This is a genomic window from Candidatus Planktophila sp. (assembly GCF_044232745.1).
Taxonomy (GTDB): domain Bacteria; phylum Actinomycetota; class Actinomycetes; order Nanopelagicales; family Nanopelagicaceae; genus Planktophila.
On the sequence record NZ_JBIILI010000010.1, the window covers coordinates 1 to 23,623 of the forward strand.

Sequence of the window (23,623 nt, forward strand, 5' to 3'; positions counted from 1 at the left end):
ATAGCACCTCATGTCATCCATTTGCTTGCAAGCCTGAGGTAACCTTTACCTATCACAGCGCGTTAATTACGTGCTTATAGCAATCCAAGGAGTTCGAAGTGGCCGTTAAGAAGACCGCAAAGAAGGCAGCAAAGAAGTCTCCTGCAAAGAAGACAGCTGCAAAGAAGTCGCCAGCTAAGAAGGCTGTAGCGAAAAAGAAGACAGCCAAAAAGGCAGTCGCGAAGAAAAGCGCAACTAAGAAAGTTGCAAAGAAGACAGCAAAGAAAGCTGTTACCAAAAAAGTCGTTAAGAAAACCGCTAAGAAGGCACCTGCAAAGCGCGTTGTTAAGAAAACCGCTAAGAAGGCACCTGCAAAGCGCGTTGTTAAGAAAACTACAACAACCCGTGTTTCATTAGCGCTATCAGATGTTGTTACACCAGTTAAACCTGCTGCACCAGTTAAACCTGCTGCACCAGTTATTACAAAGCCAGTTGCACCAAAGCCTGTTGCGGCACCTAAAGCATCAACATCATCTCGCACAGCCTGGATTGTTGTTATCGGAATTGCTGTGTTAGCTGCCATTGTTTGGTCTCAGTCATCTGGTACGAGCGATGACGATGCTGCTCCGACACCAACCATGTCAGAAACTGCTGAACCAACTGCTTCAGCAGAACCATCTGCAACTGAGTCAACCGGTGCAGAAGTTTCAGCAGTAGAAGCTCCAACAAAGTTTGTTGCTTTAAATAGCCCAGATGGATTGAAGCTTCGCTGGATTGCACCAACAGCGGTCGATGGTTTAACTGGCTATAACCTTGAAATTCGGGCAAATGGAACTGGCGATTGGACAGTTATTGCAACTGTTCCAGCCGATCAACTCACTCAGAATGTTACAAAGGCAAGTGATACAGGGTGGACTCAGTTCCGTGTTACATCTGTGTACTCAGATGGACAGACTGCATCAGCAACAGCTTTTGGAATTCCAGGAGAGTTCAATTAAATCAAAAGTAAAGTAGCTTAGATAAAAATCCCTCACCAATTGGTGGGGGATTTTTATTGTCTCGATACTTAGTAGTTCTAGAGTTTCAAAATTATGGCATCGACATAAGCGCGAACACCTGCAGGAACAAGATGAACACCATCTGGAGCAAAGTATTCAGGATGCCCATCTGAAACAGCTGCCCAATCAACCAAATAAGCGCGGTAAATTGATGCATATTGCGCGATGAGGGCATTGTTTTCATCTCGCCAAGCACGCGGAACCGCCGTATTTACAACAACAATTCGGGGCTGGTTTTTAACCTCTTCAAAAATTGCAACTACTTGTTCTTCCGTTAGTTTGTTATTGTTTCCTAGATTTAGAACAATCGTTGCCTCAGACATGTTTACTTTATCGTTAGCAATAACCTCTAGCAGTTCAGTTGCCTGTCGACCTACTCGTGCATTAATTAATCCAATTGGCTGGCGATTGTCCAAATCAAAGCGAATTCCGAGAATTACAGAGTCACCTGTTACCCATAGGCCAGGATTACTGATGTCTATGGGATCGGTGGGTACAGGTGATTCCAATTGCTCCTTTAATTCAGTCAATTGCTGGTCACTCTTAGTTATTGCACTACTGGCAACAGTGGCCGTCATCCCGATTAGCGATAGCACAATTAGTAGAACGCCAGCTTTTTGGCGCAACTGCACATCCTTGGTTCGGTACTTCATTCCCTTGAACCAGTAGTCAATCAATCCGGTACGCACTGGAAGCTCAACTAAACGTAAAGAAATATCTGCAAGCGCGAAGACAATCAAAACTCTCAAGGCGTATAAAGCCCAATCTGAACCTTCGAGATCATAATCTGGACGGGTAATTTGAAAGATCACCCAGTGCCACAGATATATTGCATATGAGCGTTCGCCAATCCACACAAATGGTTTGCTGCTGAGGATCGGAGCGAATCTTGATGCGGGATGAACAACTGAGATAAGAATTGCACAACCACACAAACCCACTAGTGGAAATGCGATTTTATACAGGGTGGGATCACTTTCATTGATGAATAGAAATGCCGCAATAATTCCCAAGAAACCAACAATGCCGATTCCATCAATAAAATCTTGCGCCTTGCGAGTGACAGATTCCTTTAAATTCTGAGGGATCCAACTGACAGCGAGTGCGGCACCTAGGAACAAACCAATACTGTGAGTATCCGTTCCAAAGTAAACATGACTGACTGTGGAAGTGCTTGCTGCATCTATTTGAAGCGACACTAAGAATAAAGCAATACCCGAAAATGCAGCGATCAAGAGTGCTGCACCTGGAATCTTGTTTTTGCCAAAATAACGAAGAACCAATAATAAAATCAGTGGCCAGACTAGATAGAACTGCGCCTCGACACCTAAAGACCATGTGTGTTGCAGCAGGGGTGGACGGCCAATCGCTTCAAAGTAATCGGTTTGGCGAAAAACTAACCACCAATTCATTCCACCAAAAAGTGCAAAGGGGGCATCACCCAAAAAACGACGCATAGTATCGGGTGCCCAAAAGCCAACGACGATAGTTGTCGTGATGATCATGAATATAAGTGGCGGCAAGAGTCGACGAATTCGGGCCATATAAAAAGCGCGTAAATCTAATCCACCACTGCGTTGAATTGAATCCAGAAGCAATCGAGTAATTACATAACCGGAGATTACAAAGAACAGATCTACACCTAAGAAACCACCCGGAATCCAATTAAATCCAAGGTGATACAACATCACCGCAATTACAGCGACGGCACGCAAACCATCAATGGCAGGTATGTATCGGATACCTCGCTCAGTTGCCATGATTAATTAACTCCTACGAAGTAACCCTGTTCTAAATAGCGATGGGCTATCTAGGGTTTTGCAGATTTCTTTGCGGCACTCTTCTTTGCAGGAGGATTCTTGGCCACTTTCTTAGCAGTTCTTTTTGGTGCAGCTAGCGCAGGACGAGTGCGCTGACTTGAAACCTTAAGTGGTCCTGGATTAACTAATGTGTCATCTGAATTCAAATTTTCAAGAACACTCTTTTGCAGCTCTTCTAATTGATGAAATGCAACATCTAGCCGATTTCGAGATTGCTGAATTGAAGACTCTGCTGCATCTAAAGATTGTTTCTGGATTCGATGGAGACGTTCCGCTTCAGAAATAACTCCTGAAAGCCACTGACGATATCCAGCGACTTCGCTTGTTGCATCAGAAATGATGCGTTCGCCTTCACGGCGAGCAGCTGTAGCCATAGTAGAAATTTCACGTTTCTTACTGTCGATAAGTGCTTCTGCTTCAGATTCTGCCGATGCAATCAGTCCTTCTGCTTCTGCTTCTGCAGTCTGGATGTATTTGCGCCCACGGGTTTCGGCACCTGAAAGAATTGAGCGAGCTTTGGCATCGGCTGCTTCTATCTCTTCTTTGGTTGCGCGGGTAGTTTCTGCAACCAATCGTGTAGCAGCACTTTGCGCCTTACTTTCACGCGCTTGGGCAGATCTGATCATAGACATTGCAGTTTCAGTTGCAAGAATTTCAAACTCTTCTTTGGTTAAGCCGGTAATGTCACGGCGAGATTTCAAATCTGCAATCTGTGCCTCAAGTTCGCGAATGCGATCAACAGAAGAAGGCAGGTTAGTGCTCTCTTCTTCTGTGAAGCCCACCCAACTAAGGAAGTTCTTCTTCTTCGCCATTGTGCACCTCGCTGCTCAATTCATATCTGATCGAAAACTCTGTTTGGAGATGGCTTAGGTTAGAGCAATGACCTATTTACTGTAAATCGCCACCGAGATCGCTATGTACTGACTGATCCATGCGGCAAGCACAAAAATATGGAATAGCTCGTGGAAGCCAAAGTATTTCGCCTCACGTCCAGGACGCTTGAGCGCGTAAAAGATGGCACCAACCGAATAGAACAAACCACCAATCGCAATTGGAAGTAGTACCCATAAACCACCCGCGCGGTACAGCGCTGGAGTGTAAAAAACTGCAACCCACCCTAGTGCCAAATAATTTGCAACATATAGCCATCTCGGTGCACCAATCCAGAAAACACGAATTGCTACGCCCATGGCAGCACCGATCCACACAACCGATAGCAGAATTGTTCTATCGCGTCCTTCAAGCAGCGCAACAGCAAAGGGCGTGTACGAACCAGCAATCAATAGATTAATATTTGCATGATCCCAACGACGCCACATCATTTTCTTTTTCGGAACCCACGGGACGCGATGATAAATCGCTGAAACGCTAAACAACATAATCGAAGTTATAGAAAAAATAGCGACAGAAAATTTCAGGGAGCCTTTGCTCAACAAGAACAGAACTAGCGAGGCAATGATGACCGCCGGCGTTGCCCCAAGGTGAAACCAGCCTCTTAACTTTGGAGGCGTAATTGCCTTTGGTGGAGTCATTGGGGTTTGGCTCATACAGACCAGCCTATTGCAATTAATCCAAATCAAGCGTGGACAAACTCCAAGGGCACTGCCAAACTGCGCTCATGACACATAGATCACCCATATTTGAAATCAGCGATGTTTACATCGACCAAGAAGCAGCCCTAAGTCCAATGGGTTGCACCTACCTTGGAAATGGACTCAATCAAGACAAGCTCGACGATTTTTCTATCGCTGCAGCCGAAGTGAGTGCGAACTTAACCCGCGAAACTTTGGCGAAACTTTCTGTGATGCAACCAATCGATGAAATTGATCGTATTGCAAAGGCGGTAATGACCGAACGCCTTGAGTCTGGTCTTGCTTTGCATGACAGCCAAGAAGGATTTGTACTGTGGAATGTTTTGACATCACCACCGTCAGATGTACGTTCGATCTTTGAACTCATGCCAAAGAACTCCGCGCAAGATTTCGACAATATCGCAAAGCGCCTAGCAGCGGTTGAAGCGGCCTACAGTTCTTGGTGCGAAACAATCATGACCGTTGCAAAAAGTGGTAAAACGACTGCGCAGCGCCAGGTTAAAGGTGTAATTGAACAATTAGATAGTTATGCCAATGGTGGATATAGCGCCATGTGTAAGAACTTTGATGCCGAAGGAAAATATCCAGCAATGCATGAAGCTGCAAAGTTGGCCGAAGCAGCATCTGCAAAGACCGCTACATTTTTGCGTGAACAGTACTTACCTATAGCGACTCCACATGATGCAGTAGGTGCAGATCGTTATGCGGTGTGGGCTCGTTACTTCACAGGAGCGCAACTTGATCTTCCAGCAACATATGAATGGGGTAAGAAAGAACTTAAGGCAATCAACGATCGTATGTGGGAACTTGCAAAGGTAATTAACCCACAAGCAAAGACGCTTCGCGAGGTTGCTGACACTCTTGATAACGACCCACAGTACAAAGTTGTTGGTCCAGAAAATGTAGTTAAGTATCTGCAAGATTTCACTGATGCAGCGATGAAGCGCATGGATGGTGAGTTCTTTGAAATCGATCCACGAATTGCAATTTGCCAAGCCCGCTTAGCGCCAGAAGGCAGCGCATCTGCGCCGTATTACAACCCACCATCAGAAGATCTATCACGTCCAGGTACAACATGGATTCCAATGTTGGGTAAGAATGAAGTCAGCAATTGGCACCTTGTTTCAACCTGGTATCACGAAGCGGTTCCGGGTCACCATTTGCAGGTCGGAACAGCGACAGTTGAAAAGGATCGCCTGACACGTTTCCAACGAACATCTGCATGGGTTAGCGGATATGGTGAAGGTTGGGCTTTGTACGCAGAGCGATTCATGAATGAACTTGGCGCATTTGATGAGCCAGGAATTGAAATGGGATATCTGTCCGCTCAAGCATTGCGTGCAGCACGAATTGTTGTAGACATTGGAATGCACCTTGGTTACAAGGATGACAATGGAGTTGTCTGGAACGCTGAGAGTTCACGCAAGTTACTGAACGAGCAGGCACTTCTCGATGAGGACCATTCACGTAGCGAAACTGATCGTTATCTTGGATGGCCCGGGCAAGCGATTTCCTACAAGGTTGGCGAGCGCGTCTGGATGGCAGCTCGCGAAGATGCCAAGGCCCGACTAGGGGACAACTTCAATATGAAGAAGTTCCACAGCTATGCACTGAAGTTAGGTCCAATGGGTCTTGATCCATTTGCGGCAGAGTTAGCTTCCTGGCAAGGGCAGTAAATTTGCGGCAGGGACAGCAGGTCAAGTACTTCCAATAGTTACTAGTAAGTAACCTGTGAAAAAAGGCGATCAGGGGGACAAAATCCCTTGATCGCCTTTTTTCACGCTCAACATCCGAAAAAGTCGATAAAAATATCTCAAGATTTTCACATTATTTTCATACAAATTGGTTGCGTTTGGTTCACAATAATACTTGTCGGAGGTCAAAGGGGTTCCTCGAGGACTCCTTATGGCCGATGAATTCAGAAGCCAAATGGCTTCTCCACATGATCCTCATGGAGGCATATTTAAATGCAACTAGACAGCAACCAATGGAACCTGGTCTATAACGTATTCTCGTTTGGACTAGTTTCAATGCTCGCTTGCACCATTTACACACTCGTTTCACAGCAGCGTGTATTGGCTAAGTACCGCAACGCCCTAGTTATGTCATCGATGGTTACATTCATCGCTGGATACCACTACCTACGTATTTTTGATTCATTCAAGCATGCATCAGAAAACGGCATGGTTAAGCTTGATGGTTCACAGGATGCATTCAACGAGGCATACCGCTACGTTGACTGGCTTCTAACTGTTCCTCTACTACTAGTAGAAGTTATTGCAGTACTTGCACTAGCAAAGGAAGTTTCACGCTCACTAATCACACGCCTTGTTCCAGCATCTGCTGCAATGATCGCTCTTGGTTACCCAGGTGAAATTTCAAGCGATCAGAACACACAGGTTCTATACGGTGTTCTTTCAACAATTCCATTCATCTACATTCTTTACGTACTATTCGTAGAGCTAGGTAAGTCACTTGAGCGTCAGCCAGAAGGAGTTGCAGCAACTGTTGGTCGCCTGCGCCTGCTACTGATTGCAACATGGGGCGTTTACCCAATCGCTTACATCTTCAACATCGTTGGTGACGCTTCATCATCATCATTCGTAACTGTTCAGGTTGGTTACACAATCGCTGACGTATTGGCTAAGTGTGTATTCGGTCTAACAATCTTGAAGATTGCACGCATGAAGTCAATGGCAGAAGGAATGAAGGACGATCACTAATTACGCAAGTAATTAGGATCTAACTAAGAATCCTAAAAACAGGGGTGTCGCGAAAGCGGCGCCCCTGTTTTGCTTTCTAGACTGAGCATTAGGTACAACAAAGTTCGACCCACTGACAATTTGAAACACTCGAGATTGGAAACACTGACTATGGATAAGTATTGGATAAACAACTACCGCATGGGTGGCTATCTTTTGTTTGCTTGTGGTCTGATCAATCTTCGATACCAATGGGGCGAAAGTGATGTTGCAATGCGAAGTGCCATAATTTTTATCCCGGGTGCATTAATAATTGGCGCAACCTATATGACGTCAGCATTGAAGGTTTTGGCACGACGTGAAGTGAAATTCCTACTTTCAGCGGTTGGTTTAGCGCTGGCAATATTTGCAGTAACTAATTAACTGCACATTAACTTCCTAGGAGTTTAGTAACTACTTCCTAAAGGCTAGATCGGCTTTTTTCATTTCGGTGACTAACACCCGCACTGCATTTGGTCCCATACCGTGTAGTGCTTTGATGGCCGCAAGTGAAACTTTGCGAAGGTCAGCTAATTCAAATAGTCCATCATCAACCAGCGCTCTGCGTGCAGGTGCGGCTAAACCTATTTCGCGCCAAGCACCATCGACCGCTTCGTAGCGATCTATTTCTGCAGTTCCATTAGTAGCAATTGTTTGAGATTGTTGTTTCTTCTCTTCTCGGCGGGCAGCGGCGGCGCGCTTTATTTCAGCGGCTTCCATTTTGATTTTGGCCGCAGATTTCTTTGCCATATGTGAACTGTAACTTCCTGCTTATAGATGTGTGCGGGAGGCGGGACTTGAACCCGCACGTCCGAAGACACAGGTTCCTAAGACCTGCGTGTCTGCCATTTCACCACTCCCGCATGGCACCAAGCTTTCGCTTAGAACCAAGAGGCAAGATTAGAGGTAAGAGGCAGTTTCACCAAAATCTGCACGATAGCCTTGCTCAGTGCGCACACAAATTGAGATTCTCGAAGAGGCGCTGAAGGCTGCAATCTCCAGAGCAATCGCCTCGGGAACACTCAACGGCGCAGTTCCAGATGCCATTAAATTGGATCGTCCAAAAGATCGAGATCACGGAGACTATGCATCCTCAATCGCATTGCAGCTGGCAAAACCGGCGGGCAAGAATCCTCGCGAAGTTGCTCAAATAATTGCAGATCAGTTAAGTGGTGTTTCAGATGTTTCAAAGGTTGAAATTGCCGGACCAGGATTTATTAACATCACCTTAAATCGAGCCAGCCAAGCAGTCCTAGTTCAAACAATTCTTTCAGCCAAAGAAAATTATGGAAAAGGCACCGCTCTTACAGGCGTAAAGATTAATCTGGAATTCATCAGCGCTAACCCAACTGGACCTTTGCACTTAGGTCACACACGGTGGGCTGCTGTTGGCGATGCACTTGGTCGCGTACTTACTGCAGCTGGTGCACAAGTAACGCGAGAGTTTTATATTAATGATCGTGGCAATCAGATGGATCTTTTTGGTCAATCAGTCGAAGCTGTAGCACTTGGCAAGGCTGTTCCTGAAAATGGATATCTAGGCGAATACATAAAGGATTTAGCACAAGCAGTAGTTGCAGACTCTCCTGAGATTATAGATTTACAAGGGGATGACCGTTTCATAGCATTCCGCGAGGCTGCCTACGCACTGCAGTTAAAGGATCAGCAACGGGTATTAGACACTTTTAATACGCATTTTGATGTTTGGTTTTCTGAACGCTCATTGCATGAACAAGGCTCTGTCGAACACGGAATGGAAAAACTCCGAACACAAGGTCATGTCTTTGATGTTGATGGCGCTGTGTGGTTGCGCACCACTGACTTTGGTGATGACAAAGATCGCGTAATGACTAAGAGCGATGGATCACTTACTTACTTTGCATCAGATACCGCTTATTACATCAACAAACGCGAACGTGGCTTTGATATTTGCATTTATATGTTGGGTGCAGATCACCATGGGTATATCGGCCGCTTAAAGGCAACTGCTGCTTGTGCTGGCGATGACCCCGAATACAACATCGATGTACTTATTGGGCAGCTGGTAAAGATTATGGAAGGTGGCGAAGAGGTCAAACTATCCAAGCGCGCCGGAACAATCATTACTTTAGAAGAGCTTGTCGAAAAGGTTGGCGTTGATGCTGCCCGCTATACATTGATTCGCTACCCAGTAGATACCCCGATGGTTATGGACATCGATGTTTTAAAGAGAAATACAAATGAAAACCCTGTCTATTACGTGCAATATGCACACGCTCGTATCGCTGCGGTTTTGCGCAACGCTCAAGAACTCGGCGCTTCACTAGCGCTATCCGAATTTGATCCAGCCCAGTTGGTACATGATCGTGAAAATGAATTACTTGGCGCTTTGGCAGAGTTCCCACGAATTGTGGCAAGTGCAGCTGAATTCCGCGAACCACATCGCATAGCCCGTTATCTCGAAGAACTTGCTGGCACCTATCACGGCTTCTACAACGATTGCCGCGTGCTACCAATTGGAGAAGAAAAATTGTCTGCGCTACACACAGCGCGTTTATTACTATGTACCGCAACAAAGCAGGTTGTTCACAACGGTCTAGATCTTCTAGGCGTCGGCGCACCGGAGAGGATGTAGCTCATGTGGTCTTCATCCGTCACAACTGGCGCTGAACTTTCTCTTGCAGGAATAACTGCAAAGGCACTTGCGCAAGAATTTGGAACTCCAACATTTTTTATTGATGAAGCAGATTTTCGGGAACGCGCACTTGCTTGGGATAAAGCACTCAAGGATGCATTTGGAACCAATGCAGGATCTGTTTATTACGCATCAAAAGCATTTATCTGCACTGAAATTGCCCGCTGGATTAAGGACATTGGTATTGGAATTGATGTGAGCACCGGGGGAGAAATGGCTGTTGCCCTTGCTGGTGGCATAGATCCATCAAAAATTGAAGTCCACGGGAACAATAAATCAAAGGGTGAAATTGAAAAAGCAATATCTGTCAGTGTGGAATCAATTGTTATTGATTCACTCTATGAAATTGATCGTGTTGCAGCGGCAGCCAAAAAGGCTGGCAAAGTTCAGCGGGTATTGCTGCGCATAACACCTGGGATCCAGGCCCATACTCATGAATCAATTGCCACTGCCCATGAAGATGTGAAGTTTGGTTTTTCAATCGCAAGCGGTGCGGCATGGGCTGCAATCACTGCTGTGCACACTCACCCAAGCCTTGAGCTTCGTGGCGTCCATGCACACATTGGTTCACAGATCTTTGGTTACAAATCCTTTGAGATTTTGTCAGAAAGGTTAATTTCTCTTCTTGCCCAGTATCGCAATGAGTTTAAATCTGAATTACCCGAATTAGATCTTGGTGGGGGATACGGAATTGCTTACTTACCAGGAGATGAAACTGTTAATCCCGCTGAAGCGATGAATGCACTTGCTGCTGCGGTCACCAAGAATTGTGCAACATACAATCTGCAAATACCAAGAGTTTCAATTGAACCAGGTCGCGCGATAGTTGGACCTGCAATGTTTACCTTGTATGAAGTGGGCACTGTTAAAGATGTAACTTTAGAAAATGGTTCCCATCGCCGCTATATTTCCGTTGATGGTGGCATGAGTGACAACATTCGGCCATCCCTATACGGGGCCGAATACACAACGATTCTTGCAAACCGCACCAGTACAGCACCACATGTTTCCAGCCGTTTAGTTGGAAAGCATTGCGAAACCGGGGACATTGTTATTCGTGAAATTAATTTGCCAGATGACATCGTCCCAGGGGATTTATTAGCTGTCCCTGCAACAGGTGCATATGGACGCAGTATGGCCAGCAACTACAACCATGTGCCAAGACCACCAGTTGTTGCAGTAAAAGATGGAAAAGCTCGAGTAATTGTGCGCCGAGAGACTGAAGCTGATCTGCTTCGCCTCGATATTTAACGCCGATCTACTCATCTATGAAAGAATGGCGCCATGAACTCGGGCGTCAAAACAATCACAATTGGAATGCTTGGCTGTGGCGTTGTGGGCAGCCAGGTCGCCCGGCTGCTTCAAGATGATGAACAAGAACTCTCAGAGCGCTCGGGTGCACTGCTTAAATTAAGCAAAGTTGGTGTTCGCACAGCAGGTTCACGCGATGGTGTTGATTCCTCTTTGATTACAACCGACCTGCAATCAATAGTTTCAGATCCAAGCATTAACATCATTATTGAAGTGATGGGTGGAATCGAACCTGCTAAATCTTTGATCCTTGAAGCTATCAAAAATGGCAAATCTGTCATCACTGCAAATAAAGCATTGCTTGCAACACATGGCCACGAACTTTTCAATGCAGCGGACGCGGCCAAAGTAGATTTGTATTACGAAGCAGCTGTTGCAGGTGCGATTCCAATTATTCGTTCAATGCGGGAATCGCTTGCTGGTGATCAAATCACTCGTGTCATGGGAATTGTTAATGGCACAACTAATTACATTCTTACAAAGATGCATGAAGAAGGCCGTGCCTTTGATGAAGTATTAAGGGAAGCGCAATCACTTGGTTATGCCGAAGCAGATCCAACCGCTGATATCGAAGGTCATGATGCAGCAGCAAAGGCGGCACTCCTTGCAAGCCTTGCTTTTCACAGCACCGTTGTAATTGATGAGGTGTATTGCGAAGGAATCACACACATTTCATCTGAGGATGTGCTGGCTGCCAAATCAATGAACAGCGTAATCAAATTGTTGGCAATAGCTGAGTTAACAGTTAAAGATGAAATTTCAGTTCGCGTCCATCCGGTGATATTGCCTTTGGCACATCCGCTGGCATCTGTCCGTAACGCTTTTAATGCGATCTATGTTGAATCTGAAGCAGCTGGCCAACTGATGTTCTACGGACGCGGAGCAGGTGGTGCGCCAACAGCATCAGCAATTCTTGGTGACTTGGTAGCCGTTGCCCGACATGCTGCTTATTCAACGGTTGGTTATGGTGAATCAGATTATGCCGACCTTGATATCGCCCCAATCGGCGCAGTGAAGTCTCAATTCTTTGTGCGCCTTCATGTGGCTGATAAATCAGGTGTTTTGGCCTCAATTGCACAAACATTTGCCAGTGAAAACGTCTCAATCCAAACTGTGCGCCAGTCAGGACTTGGCGAGGATGCTGAATTAATTGTTGTCACTCACGCAGCAACTGAAGATGCCCTAGATGCGTGCGTAGAAAAATTGAAGACAATGGATATTGTCAGCAAAGTCGAGAGCGTCATTCGCGTCGAAGGAGCATCTGTCTGATGGGTCTTTTCACTAAAAAAGATAACGGCGCGCATCAGTGGCGCGGAGTTATTGAGGAGTACCGCCACCGACTTCCGGTAAGTGCAAAAACTCCAATCGTTTCTTTGCGCGAAGGTGGCACTCCACTTATTTATGCCTGCAACTTGTCAGAACTATTAGGCAACAATGTATGGATCAAGTATGAAGGTTTGAATCCAACAGGTTCATTTAAAGATCGTGGAATGACAATGGCAATTTCTAAAGCGGCAGAAGCTGGCGCTAAGGCTGTTATCTGCGCGTCAACAGGAAATACATCAGCATCGGCTGCTGCTTACGCTGTAAAGGCAGGAATGCGTCCAGCGGTGTTAATTCCAAAGGGCAAGATCGCAATGGGAAAGCTTGCACAAGCGGTAATCCATGATTCAACAATTTTGCAGGTCAATGGCAATTTTGATGATTGTCTAACGCTGGCAAAAGAGCTTTCAGAAAATTACCCTGTCGCACTTGTTAACTCGGTTAACCCGTACCGGATCGAAGGACAAAAAACTGCCAGCTTTGAAGTTGTAGACATGCTTGGCGATGCTCCAGATATTCACGCGCTTCCGGTTGGTAATGCAGGAAACATCACTGCATATTGGAAGGGATATAAGGAGTACAACAAGGATGGTCTTTCCACTAAGTTGCCAATGATGTATGGCTTTCAAGCAGCAGGTGCCGCTCCAATTGTTAAGGGCAAAGTAGTTAAGAATCCAGAGACAATTGCAACTGCGATTCGTATTGGAAATCCTGCTTCTTGGCAGCAAGCAATTGATGCCCGTGATTCATCAGGTGGTGTGATCGACTCTGTTACTGATCGCGAAATCCTGAGCGCATATCGCTTAATTGCAGCTAAAGAAGGCATCTTTGTTGAGCCATCATCTGCTGCAGGTTTAGCCGGTTTGATCAAACACAAGAAGGCTGGAAAATTGCCTCAAGGAAAAACAATTGTTATTACTGTGACAGGCCACGGATTAAAAGATATTCCGTATGCGCTGGATGCTGCAAAGAAACCCGTGGTTGTTCCAGTTAATGCAAAGATTGCAGCTAAAGCATTGGGACTTGGGTAAAAATTATGAAACCAACATACAAAGCACAACCTGTACAGGTTCAAGTTCCGGCATCAAGTGCCAACTTAGGTCCCGGCTTTGACTGCCTTGGATTAGCACTGAATATGCATGATAGATATATGGCACAAGTGATGGACGAGCCAGGCGTTGACATCGATGTTACTGGCGAAGGTTCCGACAATGTTCCAACAACAGATAAGAACTTAGTTATTAAAGCAATGTATAAAGGTTTTGATTTCTTGGGTGGTCGCCCCCGCGGAATTGCATTGCGTCAATTAAATGTGATTCCTCATGGTCGAGGTCTTGGATCTTCGGCTGCCGCAATCGTCGGTGGATTAGCACTTGCTCGTGCACTTGTACTAGGTGGAAATGAACGTATGTCACTTGAAGATATGTTGACCATTGCCAATGAGATGGAAGGCCACCCAGATAATGTTTCTGCAGCCATATTCGGTGGCGCAAATCTGGCTTGGCAAGAATCCCAGCGCGGTGATGTTGTTGCACAAGCATTAAATTTTGAGGTCGATCCACGTATCGGTGCACTCGCATTTGTTCCAGCAACTGAACTGTCAACCTCAAAAGCTCGCAAAATGTTGCCTGAATCAATCCCGCATTCTGACGCGGTCAAGAACTCAACAAACGTTGCGCTTCTGGTTCAAGCTTTACAACATCGTCCAGATCTATTGTTGGCAGCTACTGAAGATTACCTACATCAGGCTTATCGCAAGGATGCAATGCCCAACAGTTTTGCTCTCATGACAAAGCTGCGCAAAGCGGGAGTCGCCGCCTTTATTTCTGGTGCCGGTCCAACAGTGCTAGTCCTTCATACAGGTGGAGAAACTGAGGCAGCTGAATTAGAGCGTGCGGCAGGCGATAAATTCCACATGATCGCCTTGGGTATTTCTCGCTCAGGTGTAAGCGTCATCACCGCTTAATTTTGCGAATTCGCGCACTATCCTGCTAGCCTTAATACATCTGAACGGCACATCTAGCGGCCAGTAACACATCAGACAAAGTCCCACAAGAAAGTACTTAAAAAACAAAAATCCCAGGTTCTTTAGGATTTAAGCCCTAGAACCGATAGTGAAAAGATATTCATGACAACAGAAATTGAACCAGTTCGCTCACAAAGCCCAGAGCTAGCTGCCATGACCCTTCCAAAGTTAAAGACAGTTGCAACTCAACTGGGTGTCGATGGCGCAGCCAAGATGAAAAAGGACGCTCTTGTAGAAGCAATCGCTGACTTGCAGGCAAAAAACCGCGAAGCTGCAAAAGCTGAACGCGAAGCGCGCCGCGAAGCGCGCAACAACCGAAAGAAGGATTCAAAGCCTTCAAACAACTCACAAGATTCAGATGACGATGGCGATGAGGATTCAGCGCCTCAAAGTAATAACGACCGAGGCAACAACGACCGTGGTGGTCGTAATGACCGCTTTGATCGCAACGACCGTGGTCGTGGACGCGATCGCAATCGCGATCGCAATCGCGATCGTGCTCCACGCGAAGAACGCGAACCAGTTATTGGCGAGGATGATGTTCTAGTACCAGTAGGCGGCTTGCTCGATATTCTAGAAAGCTACGCATTCATTCGCACCGCTGGATACCTGCCAGGACCAAACGATGTTTATGTCTCATTGCAGCAGGTTCGAAAGAACGGTCTGCGCAAGGGAGATGTTGTAACAGGCCAAGTTCGCCAGCCACGTGAAGGTGAAACAAAGCAGAAGTTCAACGCACTAATCACTCTTGAAACAGTAAACGGAATGACTCCTGAAGAAGCACGTAATCGTGTTGAGTTCGGAAAGTTAACTCCGCTTTATCCTCAGGAGCGTTTGCGTCTTGAAACAGAACCAAATGTTCTTACAACACGTGTGATCGACTTGATCGCGCCAATTGGTAAGGGTCAACGTGGTCTTATTGTTTCGCCTCCAAAGGCGGGTAAGACCATGGTTCTTCAATCAATTGCCAACGCGATAACGACAAATAACCCAGAGTGTCACTTGATGGTTGTTCTAGTTGATGAGCGCCCTGAAGAAGTTACAGATATGCAGCGCAGCGTGAAGGGTGAAGTTATTGCTTCAACTTTTGATCGCCCTGCAGATGACCACACAACAATTGCTGAGCTTGCTATCGAGCGTGCAAAGCGTCTTGTTGAACTAGGTCACGATGTAGTTGTTCTGCTTGATTCAATCACTCGTCTAGGCCGCGCATACAACATCGCTGCACCTGCATCAGGTCGTATTCTTTCTGGTGGTGTTGATTCAGCTGCGCTATATCCACCAAAGAAGTTCTTCGGAGCTGCTCGTAACATCGAAGATGGCGGATCACTAACGATTCTTGCAACCGCGCTGGTTGATACAGGTTCTCGTATGGATGAAGTTATCTTCGAAGAGTTCAAGGGAACTGGAAACATGGAGTTGATTCTTGATCGCCGTATGGCGGACAAGCGAATCTTCCCTGCAGTTAACGTTGTTGCTTCAGGAACACGTAAGGAAGAAATCCTGATGGGTTCAGAAGAACTCAACATTGTGTGGAAGCTACGTCGCGTATTGCACGCACTAGAGCCACAGGCTGCGTTAGAACTACTGCTAGAGAAGATGAAGGGCACTAAGTCCAACGTCGAGTTCTTGATGCAGATTCAGAAGACAACTTCGGGTCCAGACGACTCAAAGTAAGCGTAAATTTCTCAAATGTAGGCTTATCGCTTACCCTTGGGGTCTGTTAACCGTCCGTTTGGTTCACCTGATACCTATTAATAGGAGCAGGACCCAAACACGAAAAAAGGAATAACCATGAAGCCAGAGATCCACCCAGAGTACAAAGACACCCAAGTTACTTGTGGTTGCGGCGAGAAGTTTGTAACTCGTTCAACAGTAGCTAGCGGATCAATTTATGTTGAAGTCTGTTCTGTATGCCACCCGTTCTATACAGGCAAGCAGCGCATCCTTGATACTGGTGGTCGCGTGGCTAAGTTCGAAGAGCGCTTCGGCAAAAAAGAAGCAAAGTAGCTTTTTAAAAAACCGCATCGCAGCCCTAGTTGGGTTGCGGTCGCGGTTTTTTTATTTCCCTAGGTTTGATTCAGTCTTGATTACGAACTAGAAAGGAGCAGTCAATGAGTAACGATCGCTTTGCATCAGCACATGAAATGGTGCGCGAGTACGCCGAACTAGAAGCAAAGATGGCTGATCCTTCTATCCACGAAGATCAAGCAAACGCGCGCAAGCTTGGACGACGCTACGCACAGCTCGGACCAGTCGTTGCAGGATTCAAAGCATGGAAGTCATCTGAAGAGGATTTGCTAGCTGCGGCCGAATTAGCAGCAGTTGATCCAGAATTTGCTGCTGAAATTCCGGCACTCGAAGCAACGCGTGATGCAGCTGCCACAAAATTAGAAGAGCTGTTACTGCCTCGAGACCCCAATGATGACCGCGATGTCATTTTGGAAGTTAAAGCAGGCGCCGGCGGAGACGAATCAGCGATTTTTGCTGGTGATCTATTGCGCATGTATATGCGTTATGCCGAAAAGCACAACTGGAAAGTTGAAATTATTGATGCCACTGAAAGTGAAATGGGTGGATACAAAGATATTTCTGTTGCTGTTAAATCAAAAGGTGTTGCCGCACCCGGAGAATCTCCTTATGCGCGCCTGAAATTTGAGGGTGGTGTGCACCGCGTACAGCGCGTACCAGAAACTGAAAGCCAGGGACGTATTCATACTTCTGCAGCTGGTGTGCTTATTTTGCCTGAAGCAGAAGAAGTAGATGTTGATTTGAATATGAATGATGTGCGCGTAGATGTTTATCGCTCATCTGGCCCTGGTGGACAGTCTGTTAATACAACTGACTCTGCGGTGCGATTAACTCACGTACCAACAGGAATTGTTGTTTCTTGTCAGAATGAAAAGAGTCAGTTACAAAATAAGGAATCAGCGTTGCGAATTTTGCGTGCTCGTCTTTTAGCTGATGCACAAGAAAAGGCGGAAGCAATTGCCTCTGCAGAGCGCAAGAGCCAGGTGCGCACAGTAGATCGATCTGAACGTATTCGCACATACAACTATCCAGAAAATCGCATTAGTGATCACCGTGTTAATTACAAGTCCAACAACTTAGATGCCGTCCTTAATGGGGATCTAGATGACATGATCCAAACTTTGCTAGATGCCGACAAAGCAGCACGTTTGGCAAACGCTAACTAACGCGCGTACTCCAGCATAATGAATATAAAAGAGATTCTGCGCGATGCAAAAACGCAGTTAGCAGAATCTGCAATTTCTGATGTAGATGCCGAGCATTTGTTGGCACATGTTCTTGGTTTGTCCAGAATGGATTTACATAATCCAGTTTTAGTGGAATCAACACTTCTTAGTATTGAAGAAAAAGATGTCCTTGAAGAACAGTTTTATGATTTGTTAGATCGTCGCCTTAACTTTGAACCACTGCAGTATTTAACAGGGACGGCTGGATTTAGATATTTAAACATTGAAGTTGGTCCTGGTGTGCTTGTGCCACGACCTGAATCAGAGTTATTGGTTGAAGCGGTTTTGCAGCACATCGAAAACCTGCCAGCACCAGTAAGTGTTATTGATTTAGGGGCAGGATCTGGCGCTTTGTCATTGGCGATTGCAACTGAAGCTCCAACAACACGAGTCATTGCAGTTGAAAAAAGTCCTGAAGCCTTGTTCTGGCTGAAGAAAAACGTTTCGATGATTGCAGAAAATGTTCGGGTGGTGGAAGGCGATGTTGCCGACGTATTATCAGGGATTAAGTGCGATGTTGTAATTGCCAACCCACCGTATGTTCCTGATTCACAAGAATTGCCCCGAGATGTAGCCGGCTTTGAGCCTCATATCGCACTGTTCGGTGGCCCAACAGGAATGGAACTTCCACAAATATTTATTGCTGCCGCATCACGATTGCTTAAAAGTGGGGGAGTCCTGGTGATTGAACATACCGAACAACAGGGTACTGCGATCGCCGCTGCCCTATCAGTAGATTTTTCTGAGGTTGCCCTGCATGATGACCTAGTAGGTCGTCCCCGTTGGACTAGCGCGGTAAGGAGGTAGCCATGGCAAAAGACATTGATCTCAAAAAGGGTGAATTAACTCGCCATGTAAATAAGGCTGCCAAAGCGATCGCCGATGGATTCATTATCGTGATTCCGATGGAACATAGCTATGCATATGTGTGTGATGCATTCAGAGCAGATGCAGTACGTGCAATGCATGTATTGCGTGGAGATCCATTGTTTACCGCTGCACAAGTAATTGTTGGCAGCACAAAAACAACTGAAGGAATTGTTCGTGAAGTAACGCCTGAAATAAAAGGGTTAATGAAAAAGTTTTGGCCCGGAATGATGTCGCTTAATTTGCGTCCACAACTTGGACTTAGCTGGGATCTAGGCGATAACAATCAATTAGATCGCGTCAGTGTTCGAATTCCAAAAGCAAAATTTGCAAAGGCACTGGTATCTCAAACGGGACCATTGGCCGTTGCTAGCGCAGCTCGTAAGGGAATGACTGCTCCGCAAGCGCTCAACGATGTAATGGTTTTGGATTCAGATGTTGCACTGAAGTTTGACAATGGAAAGCTGCGCAAAGGCCCAGCGTCAACAGTTATTGAGGCTGATGAAACCGGCGTTCGAGTCCTGCGCATAGGAGCCATCTCACTTGCTGAAATTCAGGCAATCGTTCCTGGCGCTACAGGCGAGTAGACCCATCGCCCTATAGGGTTTGGCCATGTCCGAAACTTTCTATGGCCCAGATTTCAACCTTTTGACCCAGCAGGATCCTGATATCGCAGCGGTTTTATTATCTGAACTCAAGCGCCAGCAGACCAACCTGCAGTTGATCGCATCTGAAAACTTCACCTCACGCGCAGTGCTTGCCGCACTTGGTTCAACGCTGTCTAATAAATATGCCGAAGGTTATCCAGGTAAGCGTTACTACGGCGGATGCGAAGAGGTTGATAAGGCGGAATACCTAGCAATCGACCGTGCAAAATCATTGTTCGGCGCAGAGCATGCCAACGTTCAACCACACTCAGGTGCTTCAGCAAATGTTGCGGTGTATCAAGCATTTACAAAGCCAGGGGATACCGTGCTTGCGATGTCTTTGGCACATGGTGGTCACTTAACCCATGGATCCCCAGTTAACTTTTCAGGTAAGTGGTTCAACATCGAGTCATACGGTGTTCGACAAGATAACGAGCTAATCGATTACGACGAATTACGTGACCAAGCAATTCGCACAAAGCCAAAGATGATTTGCTCAGGTGCAACGGCATATCCATCACTTGTTGATTTCGCAAAGATTCGCGAGATTTGCGATGAAGTTGGCGCAATCATGTGGGTAGATGCGGCCCACTTTATTGGGTTGGTTGCAGGTAAGGCGATTCCTTCACCAGTGCCGTATGCAGATGTTGTTTCATTTACAACACACAAAGTTTTGCGTGGACCGCGTGGTGGAATGATTTTAGCTAAGGCAGAACATGCTGCTGCAATTGATAAGGCGGTATTTCCTGGAATGCAGGGCGGACCGATCATGTCAGCAGTTGCAGGCAAAGCTATTGCGCTCGCAGAGTGCGCAACACCTGCTTATCAAAAGTATGCAAAAGATGTCATTGTTAACGCAAAGGCACTCGCAGCAGCACTTGAAGCAGAAGGCATGCGCGCAGTATCTGGCGGTACCCAAACACACTTGGCGCTTATGGATATTCGCAGCACTGGAGTTACCGGCAAGGTTGCCGATGAGCGATGTGGAGCTGCAGGAATTGTTATGAACAAGAATTCAATTCCTTATGATCCAGAAAAGCCTGGCATCACAAGCGGTATCCGAGTTGGTTCACCTGCAACAACTACCCAAGGAATGGGTGTTGAGGAGATGAAGCAGATCGCAACATTGATTTCCAGAGCAATTAAAACTGATGATGCAGCTGCACATGCTGCGATCAAGTCTGAAGTTCATGCGTTAACAGCGCGCTTTCCTATTTACCAGGCATAACATTTAGTAATGCGCGAATATCTAGTAACCCTGTTGATATCAGCGGCTTTGTGTTACCTAATTACCCCGATTGTTCGCATGCTGGCAATTAAATTCGGCGCTGTTGCCGGCATTCGAGATCGCGATATTCACAGCACACCAACTGCGCGTTGGGGAGGGGTAGCCATGTGGGCTGCAATGGCCCTTACCTTTTTGATTGTTAGCAATCTGCCACTAGTTGGAAAGTCGATTGGGCATGAAGCTCAAGGAGTATTTTTGGCAGCAACATCAATTGTTTTGTTAGGCATGGCTGATGATCGCTTTGAATTAGATGCCTTAACAAAGCTTGCGGGGCAAGTTTTTACTGCAGGCATTTTGTTGTTATATGGAATTCAAATTTTGTGGCTTCCGATTAATGGTGTTATTACCTTGCCTCCAAGTATTGGCCAATTACTGACAGTACTAATTGTTCTTGTCGTAATTAATGCCGTTAACTTTATTGACGGGTTGGATGGGCTTGCAGCAGGAGTTGTTGCGATTTCAGGAATTGCATTTTTTGCTTTTGCTTATCTGTTGGCAGTTGATTATGGCTTTAGTCGCGCCGGCGCTCCATCGCTCGTAACGGCGGTACTCATAGGGATTTCTATTGGTTTCTTACCTCATAACTTAAGTCCAGCAAAGATTTTTATGGGCGATAGTGGATCAATGTTGCTAGGACTTTTACTATCTGTTTCTGCAATCACGCTAACTGGTCAGGTTGACCCTAATGCAATTTCTGCAGAGAAGTTAGGGCCAACTTTGTTGCCGCTCTTACTTCCATTTGCAGTCCTTGCGATTCCATTCTTAGATTTAGTATTGGCACTTATTCGTCGTGTGCGGGCTGGTAAATCACCTTTTGCACCAGATAATCTGCATCTTCATCACCGATTGTTGAGTGCTGGTAACTCAACAGGCCAAACTATTTTGATTCTGTACATGTGGACTGCCACAATTGCATTTCCGGTAACTGTCTTAGCTTTTGCCCCTTGGTGGATTGCTGTCTTAACCGCATTATTTTTTGCCTTATCTAGTGCTGCTGTAATGAAGCACAAAAAGAGGGTTGCACTATGAGTCAGCCAAGCAATGAGTCACAGTTGTTGCGAGGAGCATTTGTTCCAACGCTCATCGTAAGCATTGTTGCAATCGCTGCATCTTCAGTAGTTCAGGGTAAAAGTGGTTTTTGGGGCGCACTGCTTGCACAATTCGTTGTAATTATCTTTTTTGTCATTCACATCGCTGTCTCTCGCTTGACTCGTAATCTGGATCCAATTTCAACAATGGCGATGGCGCTGTTTTCTTACTTTGCCAAGTTGTTTGCCCTCGGCCTTTTGTTATGGGCTATCGCCAATTACACAGATCGAGCCACTATCAACCGGATTGCCTTTGGGGTCACGGCCGTAGCGCTAACAATCGCCTGGCTGTGGGGCGAGATTGCCAGTTATATGAAACTACGCCTACATTTGCCTCTGCCCGCACCCAAGAAGCTCGAAGAGGATTAGAAGGAGTCACATGGCAAATAGCGATGAAAATGCAATGTGGTCGATCTTTGGCTACCTGCTTTCAGGTCTGCTCTTTTGGGGCGGAATCGGCTACGGGCTAGATAAGTGGTTGGACAAGGGGATATTCACCCTGCTCGGCATGCTCGTGGGAATCAGTGGGGCCATCTACCTGGTCTGGCTGCGCTTTGGCCGCGAATAGCCCTTAGATCAGGCACAATCTCACAGTTTTCCCAGCCGTTTCGATTTCTCATAAATAACCCCTCTCCCATAGGGTTGCCCCGTCTTCCCGTTAGTTCGACCATTTTAATTGGCCTGTGAGGAGTGTGCGTGCGCGTTCTACTGCGTTCTGCTGAAGGTGAAGGATTCGTCCCACCAAGCACCAAAGACTTCGAGCTTCCGCCGATATTTGGTGACAACGTATACACAACGAAGCCAATTCTTCTCGTCTTTCTATCTGTAATTTTAATTTCAACATTCTTTATTTTGTCCGCGCGCAAAGCTGCAATAGTCCCAAGCAAGTTCCAATTTGCTGGTGAATCTGTGTACTCATTTGTGCGTGAAAACTTGGCTAAAGAGGTTATTGGTCACGATTTCATGCGCTTTGTGCCATACCTATTTACCTTGTTCACATTTATTTTAGTGAACAATCTTTTCGGAATCATTCCTTTGATTCAGTTCCCAACGATGTCGCATGTCTCGTTCCCTTATGTTTTGGCGTTAACTACATATTTGGTCTTTCACTATGTGGGTATCCGTAAGCAAGGCGCATTTAAGTACTTCAAGGAAATCTTGTTTATGCCTGGCGTTCCAAAGGCTGCATACATTTTGATCACACCTCTTGAAATTCTTACCTTCTTTGTTGTGCGCCCACTAACGCTTTCACTTCGTCTTTTTGCAAATATGTTTGCGGGCCACTTGTTGTTGCTCGTGTTTATCTTGGGTGGAGAACATCTACTACAAGGTGTTATTGGTTTGAAGTTGATCAGCCCATTTGCCTTCGGTATCGGCATTGTGTTGACCTTCTTTGAATTCATGGTCCAATGCTTGCAGGCGTACATCTTTACTCTGCTTGCAGCTCTATACATCGCCGGCGCCCTTGCCGACGAGCACTAATAGGAAATAAGGAGAAAAAAATGGAAGGCACACTCAACCTTGTTGGTTTCGGCCTCGCAGCAATTGGTCCAGGTATTGCAACTGGACTTATCTTCGCCGCATACATCAACGGCGTTGCACGTCAGCCAGAAGCACGTAGCGTTCTACAGCCAATCGCGTTCCTAGGTTTCGCGCTTGCTGAAGCTCTCGCACTCTTCGGTCTCGTACTCGCATTCGTTCTCTAATTAGAAGATTTATTTAAGGACAACTGATGCAATTTGTTAACGTAGCCGCGGAAGGCAAGGTCAACCCTTTAATTCCGCACACAGCTGAATTGATTGTGGGAGCCATAGCGTTCACACTGCTATTCCTTGTGCTTCGCAAGTTCGTTGTGCCAATGTTTGAAAAAGCATTCACCGCGCGAACAGAAGCAATTCAAGGTGGCATCGAGCGTGCAGAAAAGGCGCAGGTTGAAGCACAACGCGCGCTGA

25 protein-coding genes and 1 tRNA gene are annotated in these 23,623 nt (G+C 46.2%); 21 read left to right on the top strand and 5 right to left on the bottom strand.

What is annotated here, in order from left to right:
* Positions 1 to 98: 98 nt before the first annotated feature.
* Complete coding sequence (locus AC9UGD_RS05670; protein ID WP_509570749.1) at positions 99 to 977, top strand: hypothetical protein; 879 nt, start codon at positions 99 to 101, stop codon at positions 975 to 977.
* A 77-nt stretch (positions 978 to 1,054) separates the two neighbouring features.
* Here the strand turns inward: AC9UGD_RS05670 and AC9UGD_RS05675 are convergent, their stop codons facing one another.
* From AC9UGD_RS05675 to trhA, 3 genes are all read right to left on the bottom strand, one after another.
* Positions 1,055 to 2,797 carry an acyltransferase family protein gene (locus tag AC9UGD_RS05675; protein ID WP_509570751.1) on the bottom strand — a complete coding sequence of 581 codons (1,743 nt, stop codon included), beginning with the start codon at positions 2,795 to 2,797 and terminating at the stop codon, positions 1,055 to 1,057.
* Positions 2,798 to 2,847: 50 nt separating this feature from the next.
* On the bottom strand, positions 2,848 to 3,669 hold the full coding sequence (locus tag AC9UGD_RS05680; protein ID WP_509570754.1) for a hypothetical protein: 822 nt from the start codon (positions 3,667 to 3,669) through the stop codon (positions 2,848 to 2,850).
* A 72-nt stretch (positions 3,670 to 3,741) separates the two neighbouring features.
* The gene (gene trhA / locus AC9UGD_RS05685; protein ID WP_509570756.1) at positions 3,742 to 4,404 is read right to left on the bottom strand and encodes a PAQR family membrane homeostasis protein TrhA; all 663 of its coding nucleotides are present in this window, start codon (positions 4,402 to 4,404) and stop codon (positions 3,742 to 3,744) included.
* A 71-nt stretch (positions 4,405 to 4,475) separates the two neighbouring features.
* Between trhA and AC9UGD_RS05690 the strand changes: the two genes are divergently transcribed.
* From AC9UGD_RS05690 to AC9UGD_RS05700, 3 genes are all read left to right on the top strand, one after another.
* Positions 4,476 to 6,125, top strand: coding sequence for a DUF885 domain-containing protein (locus AC9UGD_RS05690; protein WP_509570759.1), 1,650 nt, complete (start codon positions 4,476 to 4,478; stop codon positions 6,123 to 6,125).
* A 291-nt stretch (positions 6,126 to 6,416) separates the two neighbouring features.
* Positions 6,417 to 7,172 (top strand): bacteriorhodopsin-like, encoded by a 756-nt coding sequence (locus tag AC9UGD_RS05695; RefSeq protein ID WP_509570761.1) that lies wholly within the window; start codon positions 6,417 to 6,419, stop codon positions 7,170 to 7,172.
* Between the two features lie 135 nt (positions 7,173 to 7,307).
* Positions 7,308 to 7,574, top strand: coding sequence for a hypothetical protein (locus AC9UGD_RS05700; RefSeq protein ID WP_509570764.1), 267 nt, complete (start codon positions 7,308 to 7,310; stop codon positions 7,572 to 7,574).
* Positions 7,575 to 7,604: 30 nt separating this feature from the next.
* On the opposite strand, the gene AC9UGD_RS05705 is transcribed toward AC9UGD_RS05700, so the two are convergent.
* Positions 7,605 to 7,940, bottom strand: a complete 336-nt coding sequence (locus AC9UGD_RS05705) for a helix-hairpin-helix domain-containing protein (protein WP_509570767.1) — start codon at positions 7,938 to 7,940, stop codon at positions 7,605 to 7,607.
* 32 nt (positions 7,941 to 7,972) lie between these two features.
* Positions 7,973 to 8,053 (bottom strand) — tRNA-Leu (locus tag AC9UGD_RS05710).
* A gap of 86 nt (positions 8,054 to 8,139) precedes the next feature.
* Between AC9UGD_RS05710 and argS the strand changes: the two genes are divergently transcribed.
* The 17 genes from argS to AC9UGD_RS05795 all read left to right on the top strand — a co-directional run.
* Entirely contained in the window at positions 8,140 to 9,804 is a 1,665-nt protein-coding gene (gene argS / locus AC9UGD_RS05715; RefSeq protein ID WP_509570769.1) for an arginine--tRNA ligase, read from the top strand.
* A 3-nt stretch (positions 9,805 to 9,807) separates the two neighbouring features.
* Positions 9,808 to 11,115, top strand: a complete 1,308-nt coding sequence (gene lysA / locus AC9UGD_RS05720) for a diaminopimelate decarboxylase (RefSeq protein WP_509570772.1) — start codon at positions 9,808 to 9,810, stop codon at positions 11,113 to 11,115.
* A 33-nt stretch (positions 11,116 to 11,148) separates the two neighbouring features.
* Complete coding sequence (locus AC9UGD_RS05725; RefSeq protein ID WP_509570775.1) at positions 11,149 to 12,444, top strand: homoserine dehydrogenase; 1,296 nt, start codon at positions 11,149 to 11,151, stop codon at positions 12,442 to 12,444.
* The gene (gene thrC, locus AC9UGD_RS05730) at positions 12,444 to 13,529 is read left to right on the top strand and encodes a threonine synthase (RefSeq protein WP_509570778.1); all 1,086 of its coding nucleotides are present in this window, start codon (positions 12,444 to 12,446) and stop codon (positions 13,527 to 13,529) included. The genes AC9UGD_RS05725 and thrC overlap by 1 nt, the downstream gene beginning before the upstream one ends.
* A gap of 5 nt (positions 13,530 to 13,534) precedes the next feature.
* A complete protein-coding gene (gene thrB, locus AC9UGD_RS05735) occupies positions 13,535 to 14,464 on the top strand; it encodes a homoserine kinase (protein ID WP_509570781.1) in 930 nt (309 codons plus the stop codon).
* A gap of 162 nt (positions 14,465 to 14,626) precedes the next feature.
* On the top strand, positions 14,627 to 16,201 hold the full coding sequence (gene rho, locus AC9UGD_RS05740; protein WP_509570783.1) for a transcription termination factor Rho: 1,575 nt from the start codon (positions 14,627 to 14,629) through the stop codon (positions 16,199 to 16,201).
* A gap of 117 nt (positions 16,202 to 16,318) precedes the next feature.
* Positions 16,319 to 16,534 carry a 50S ribosomal protein L31 gene (gene rpmE / locus AC9UGD_RS05745; protein ID WP_509537726.1) on the top strand — a complete coding sequence of 72 codons (216 nt, stop codon included), beginning with the start codon at positions 16,319 to 16,321 and terminating at the stop codon, positions 16,532 to 16,534.
* Between the two features lie 104 nt (positions 16,535 to 16,638).
* A complete protein-coding gene (gene prfA, locus AC9UGD_RS05750; RefSeq protein ID WP_509570786.1) occupies positions 16,639 to 17,721 on the top strand; it encodes a peptide chain release factor 1 in 1,083 nt (360 codons plus the stop codon).
* Positions 17,722 to 17,739: 18 nt separating this feature from the next.
* Entirely contained in the window at positions 17,740 to 18,588 is an 849-nt protein-coding gene (gene prmC / locus AC9UGD_RS05755) for a peptide chain release factor N(5)-glutamine methyltransferase (RefSeq protein WP_509570788.1), read from the top strand.
* A 2-nt stretch (positions 18,589 to 18,590) separates the two neighbouring features.
* The gene (locus AC9UGD_RS05760) at positions 18,591 to 19,235 is read left to right on the top strand and encodes an L-threonylcarbamoyladenylate synthase (RefSeq protein ID WP_509570791.1); all 645 of its coding nucleotides are present in this window, start codon (positions 18,591 to 18,593) and stop codon (positions 19,233 to 19,235) included.
* Positions 19,236 to 19,260: 25 nt separating this feature from the next.
* On the top strand, positions 19,261 to 20,523 hold the full coding sequence (gene glyA / locus AC9UGD_RS05765) for a serine hydroxymethyltransferase (protein ID WP_509570794.1): 1,263 nt from the start codon (positions 19,261 to 19,263) through the stop codon (positions 20,521 to 20,523).
* 9 nt (positions 20,524 to 20,532) lie between these two features.
* Positions 20,533 to 21,612, top strand: coding sequence for a glycosyltransferase family 4 protein (locus AC9UGD_RS05770; protein WP_509570797.1), 1,080 nt, complete (start codon positions 20,533 to 20,535; stop codon positions 21,610 to 21,612).
* Positions 21,609 to 22,040, top strand: coding sequence for a Cg1360 family ATP-synthase-associated protein (locus AC9UGD_RS05775; protein ID WP_509570799.1), 432 nt, complete (start codon positions 21,609 to 21,611; stop codon positions 22,038 to 22,040). Before AC9UGD_RS05770 ends, AC9UGD_RS05775 begins: the two co-directional genes overlap by 4 nt.
* Positions 22,041 to 22,050: 10 nt before the next feature.
* Positions 22,051 to 22,239, top strand: a complete 189-nt coding sequence (locus AC9UGD_RS05780; RefSeq protein ID WP_509570802.1) for a hypothetical protein — start codon at positions 22,051 to 22,053, stop codon at positions 22,237 to 22,239.
* A 128-nt stretch (positions 22,240 to 22,367) separates the two neighbouring features.
* Positions 22,368 to 23,153 carry a F0F1 ATP synthase subunit A gene (gene atpB / locus AC9UGD_RS05785; protein WP_509570805.1) on the top strand — a complete coding sequence of 262 codons (786 nt, stop codon included), beginning with the start codon at positions 22,368 to 22,370 and terminating at the stop codon, positions 23,151 to 23,153.
* 20 nt (positions 23,154 to 23,173) lie between these two features.
* On the top strand, positions 23,174 to 23,377 hold the full coding sequence (atpE, locus tag AC9UGD_RS05790; RefSeq protein WP_018206788.1) for an ATP synthase F0 subunit C: 204 nt from the start codon (positions 23,174 to 23,176) through the stop codon (positions 23,375 to 23,377).
* 26 nt (positions 23,378 to 23,403) lie between these two features.
* Positions 23,404 to 23,623: F0F1 ATP synthase subunit B family protein (locus tag AC9UGD_RS05795; RefSeq protein ID WP_509570809.1), on the top strand; the 220-nt coding region annotated here is incomplete at its 3' end.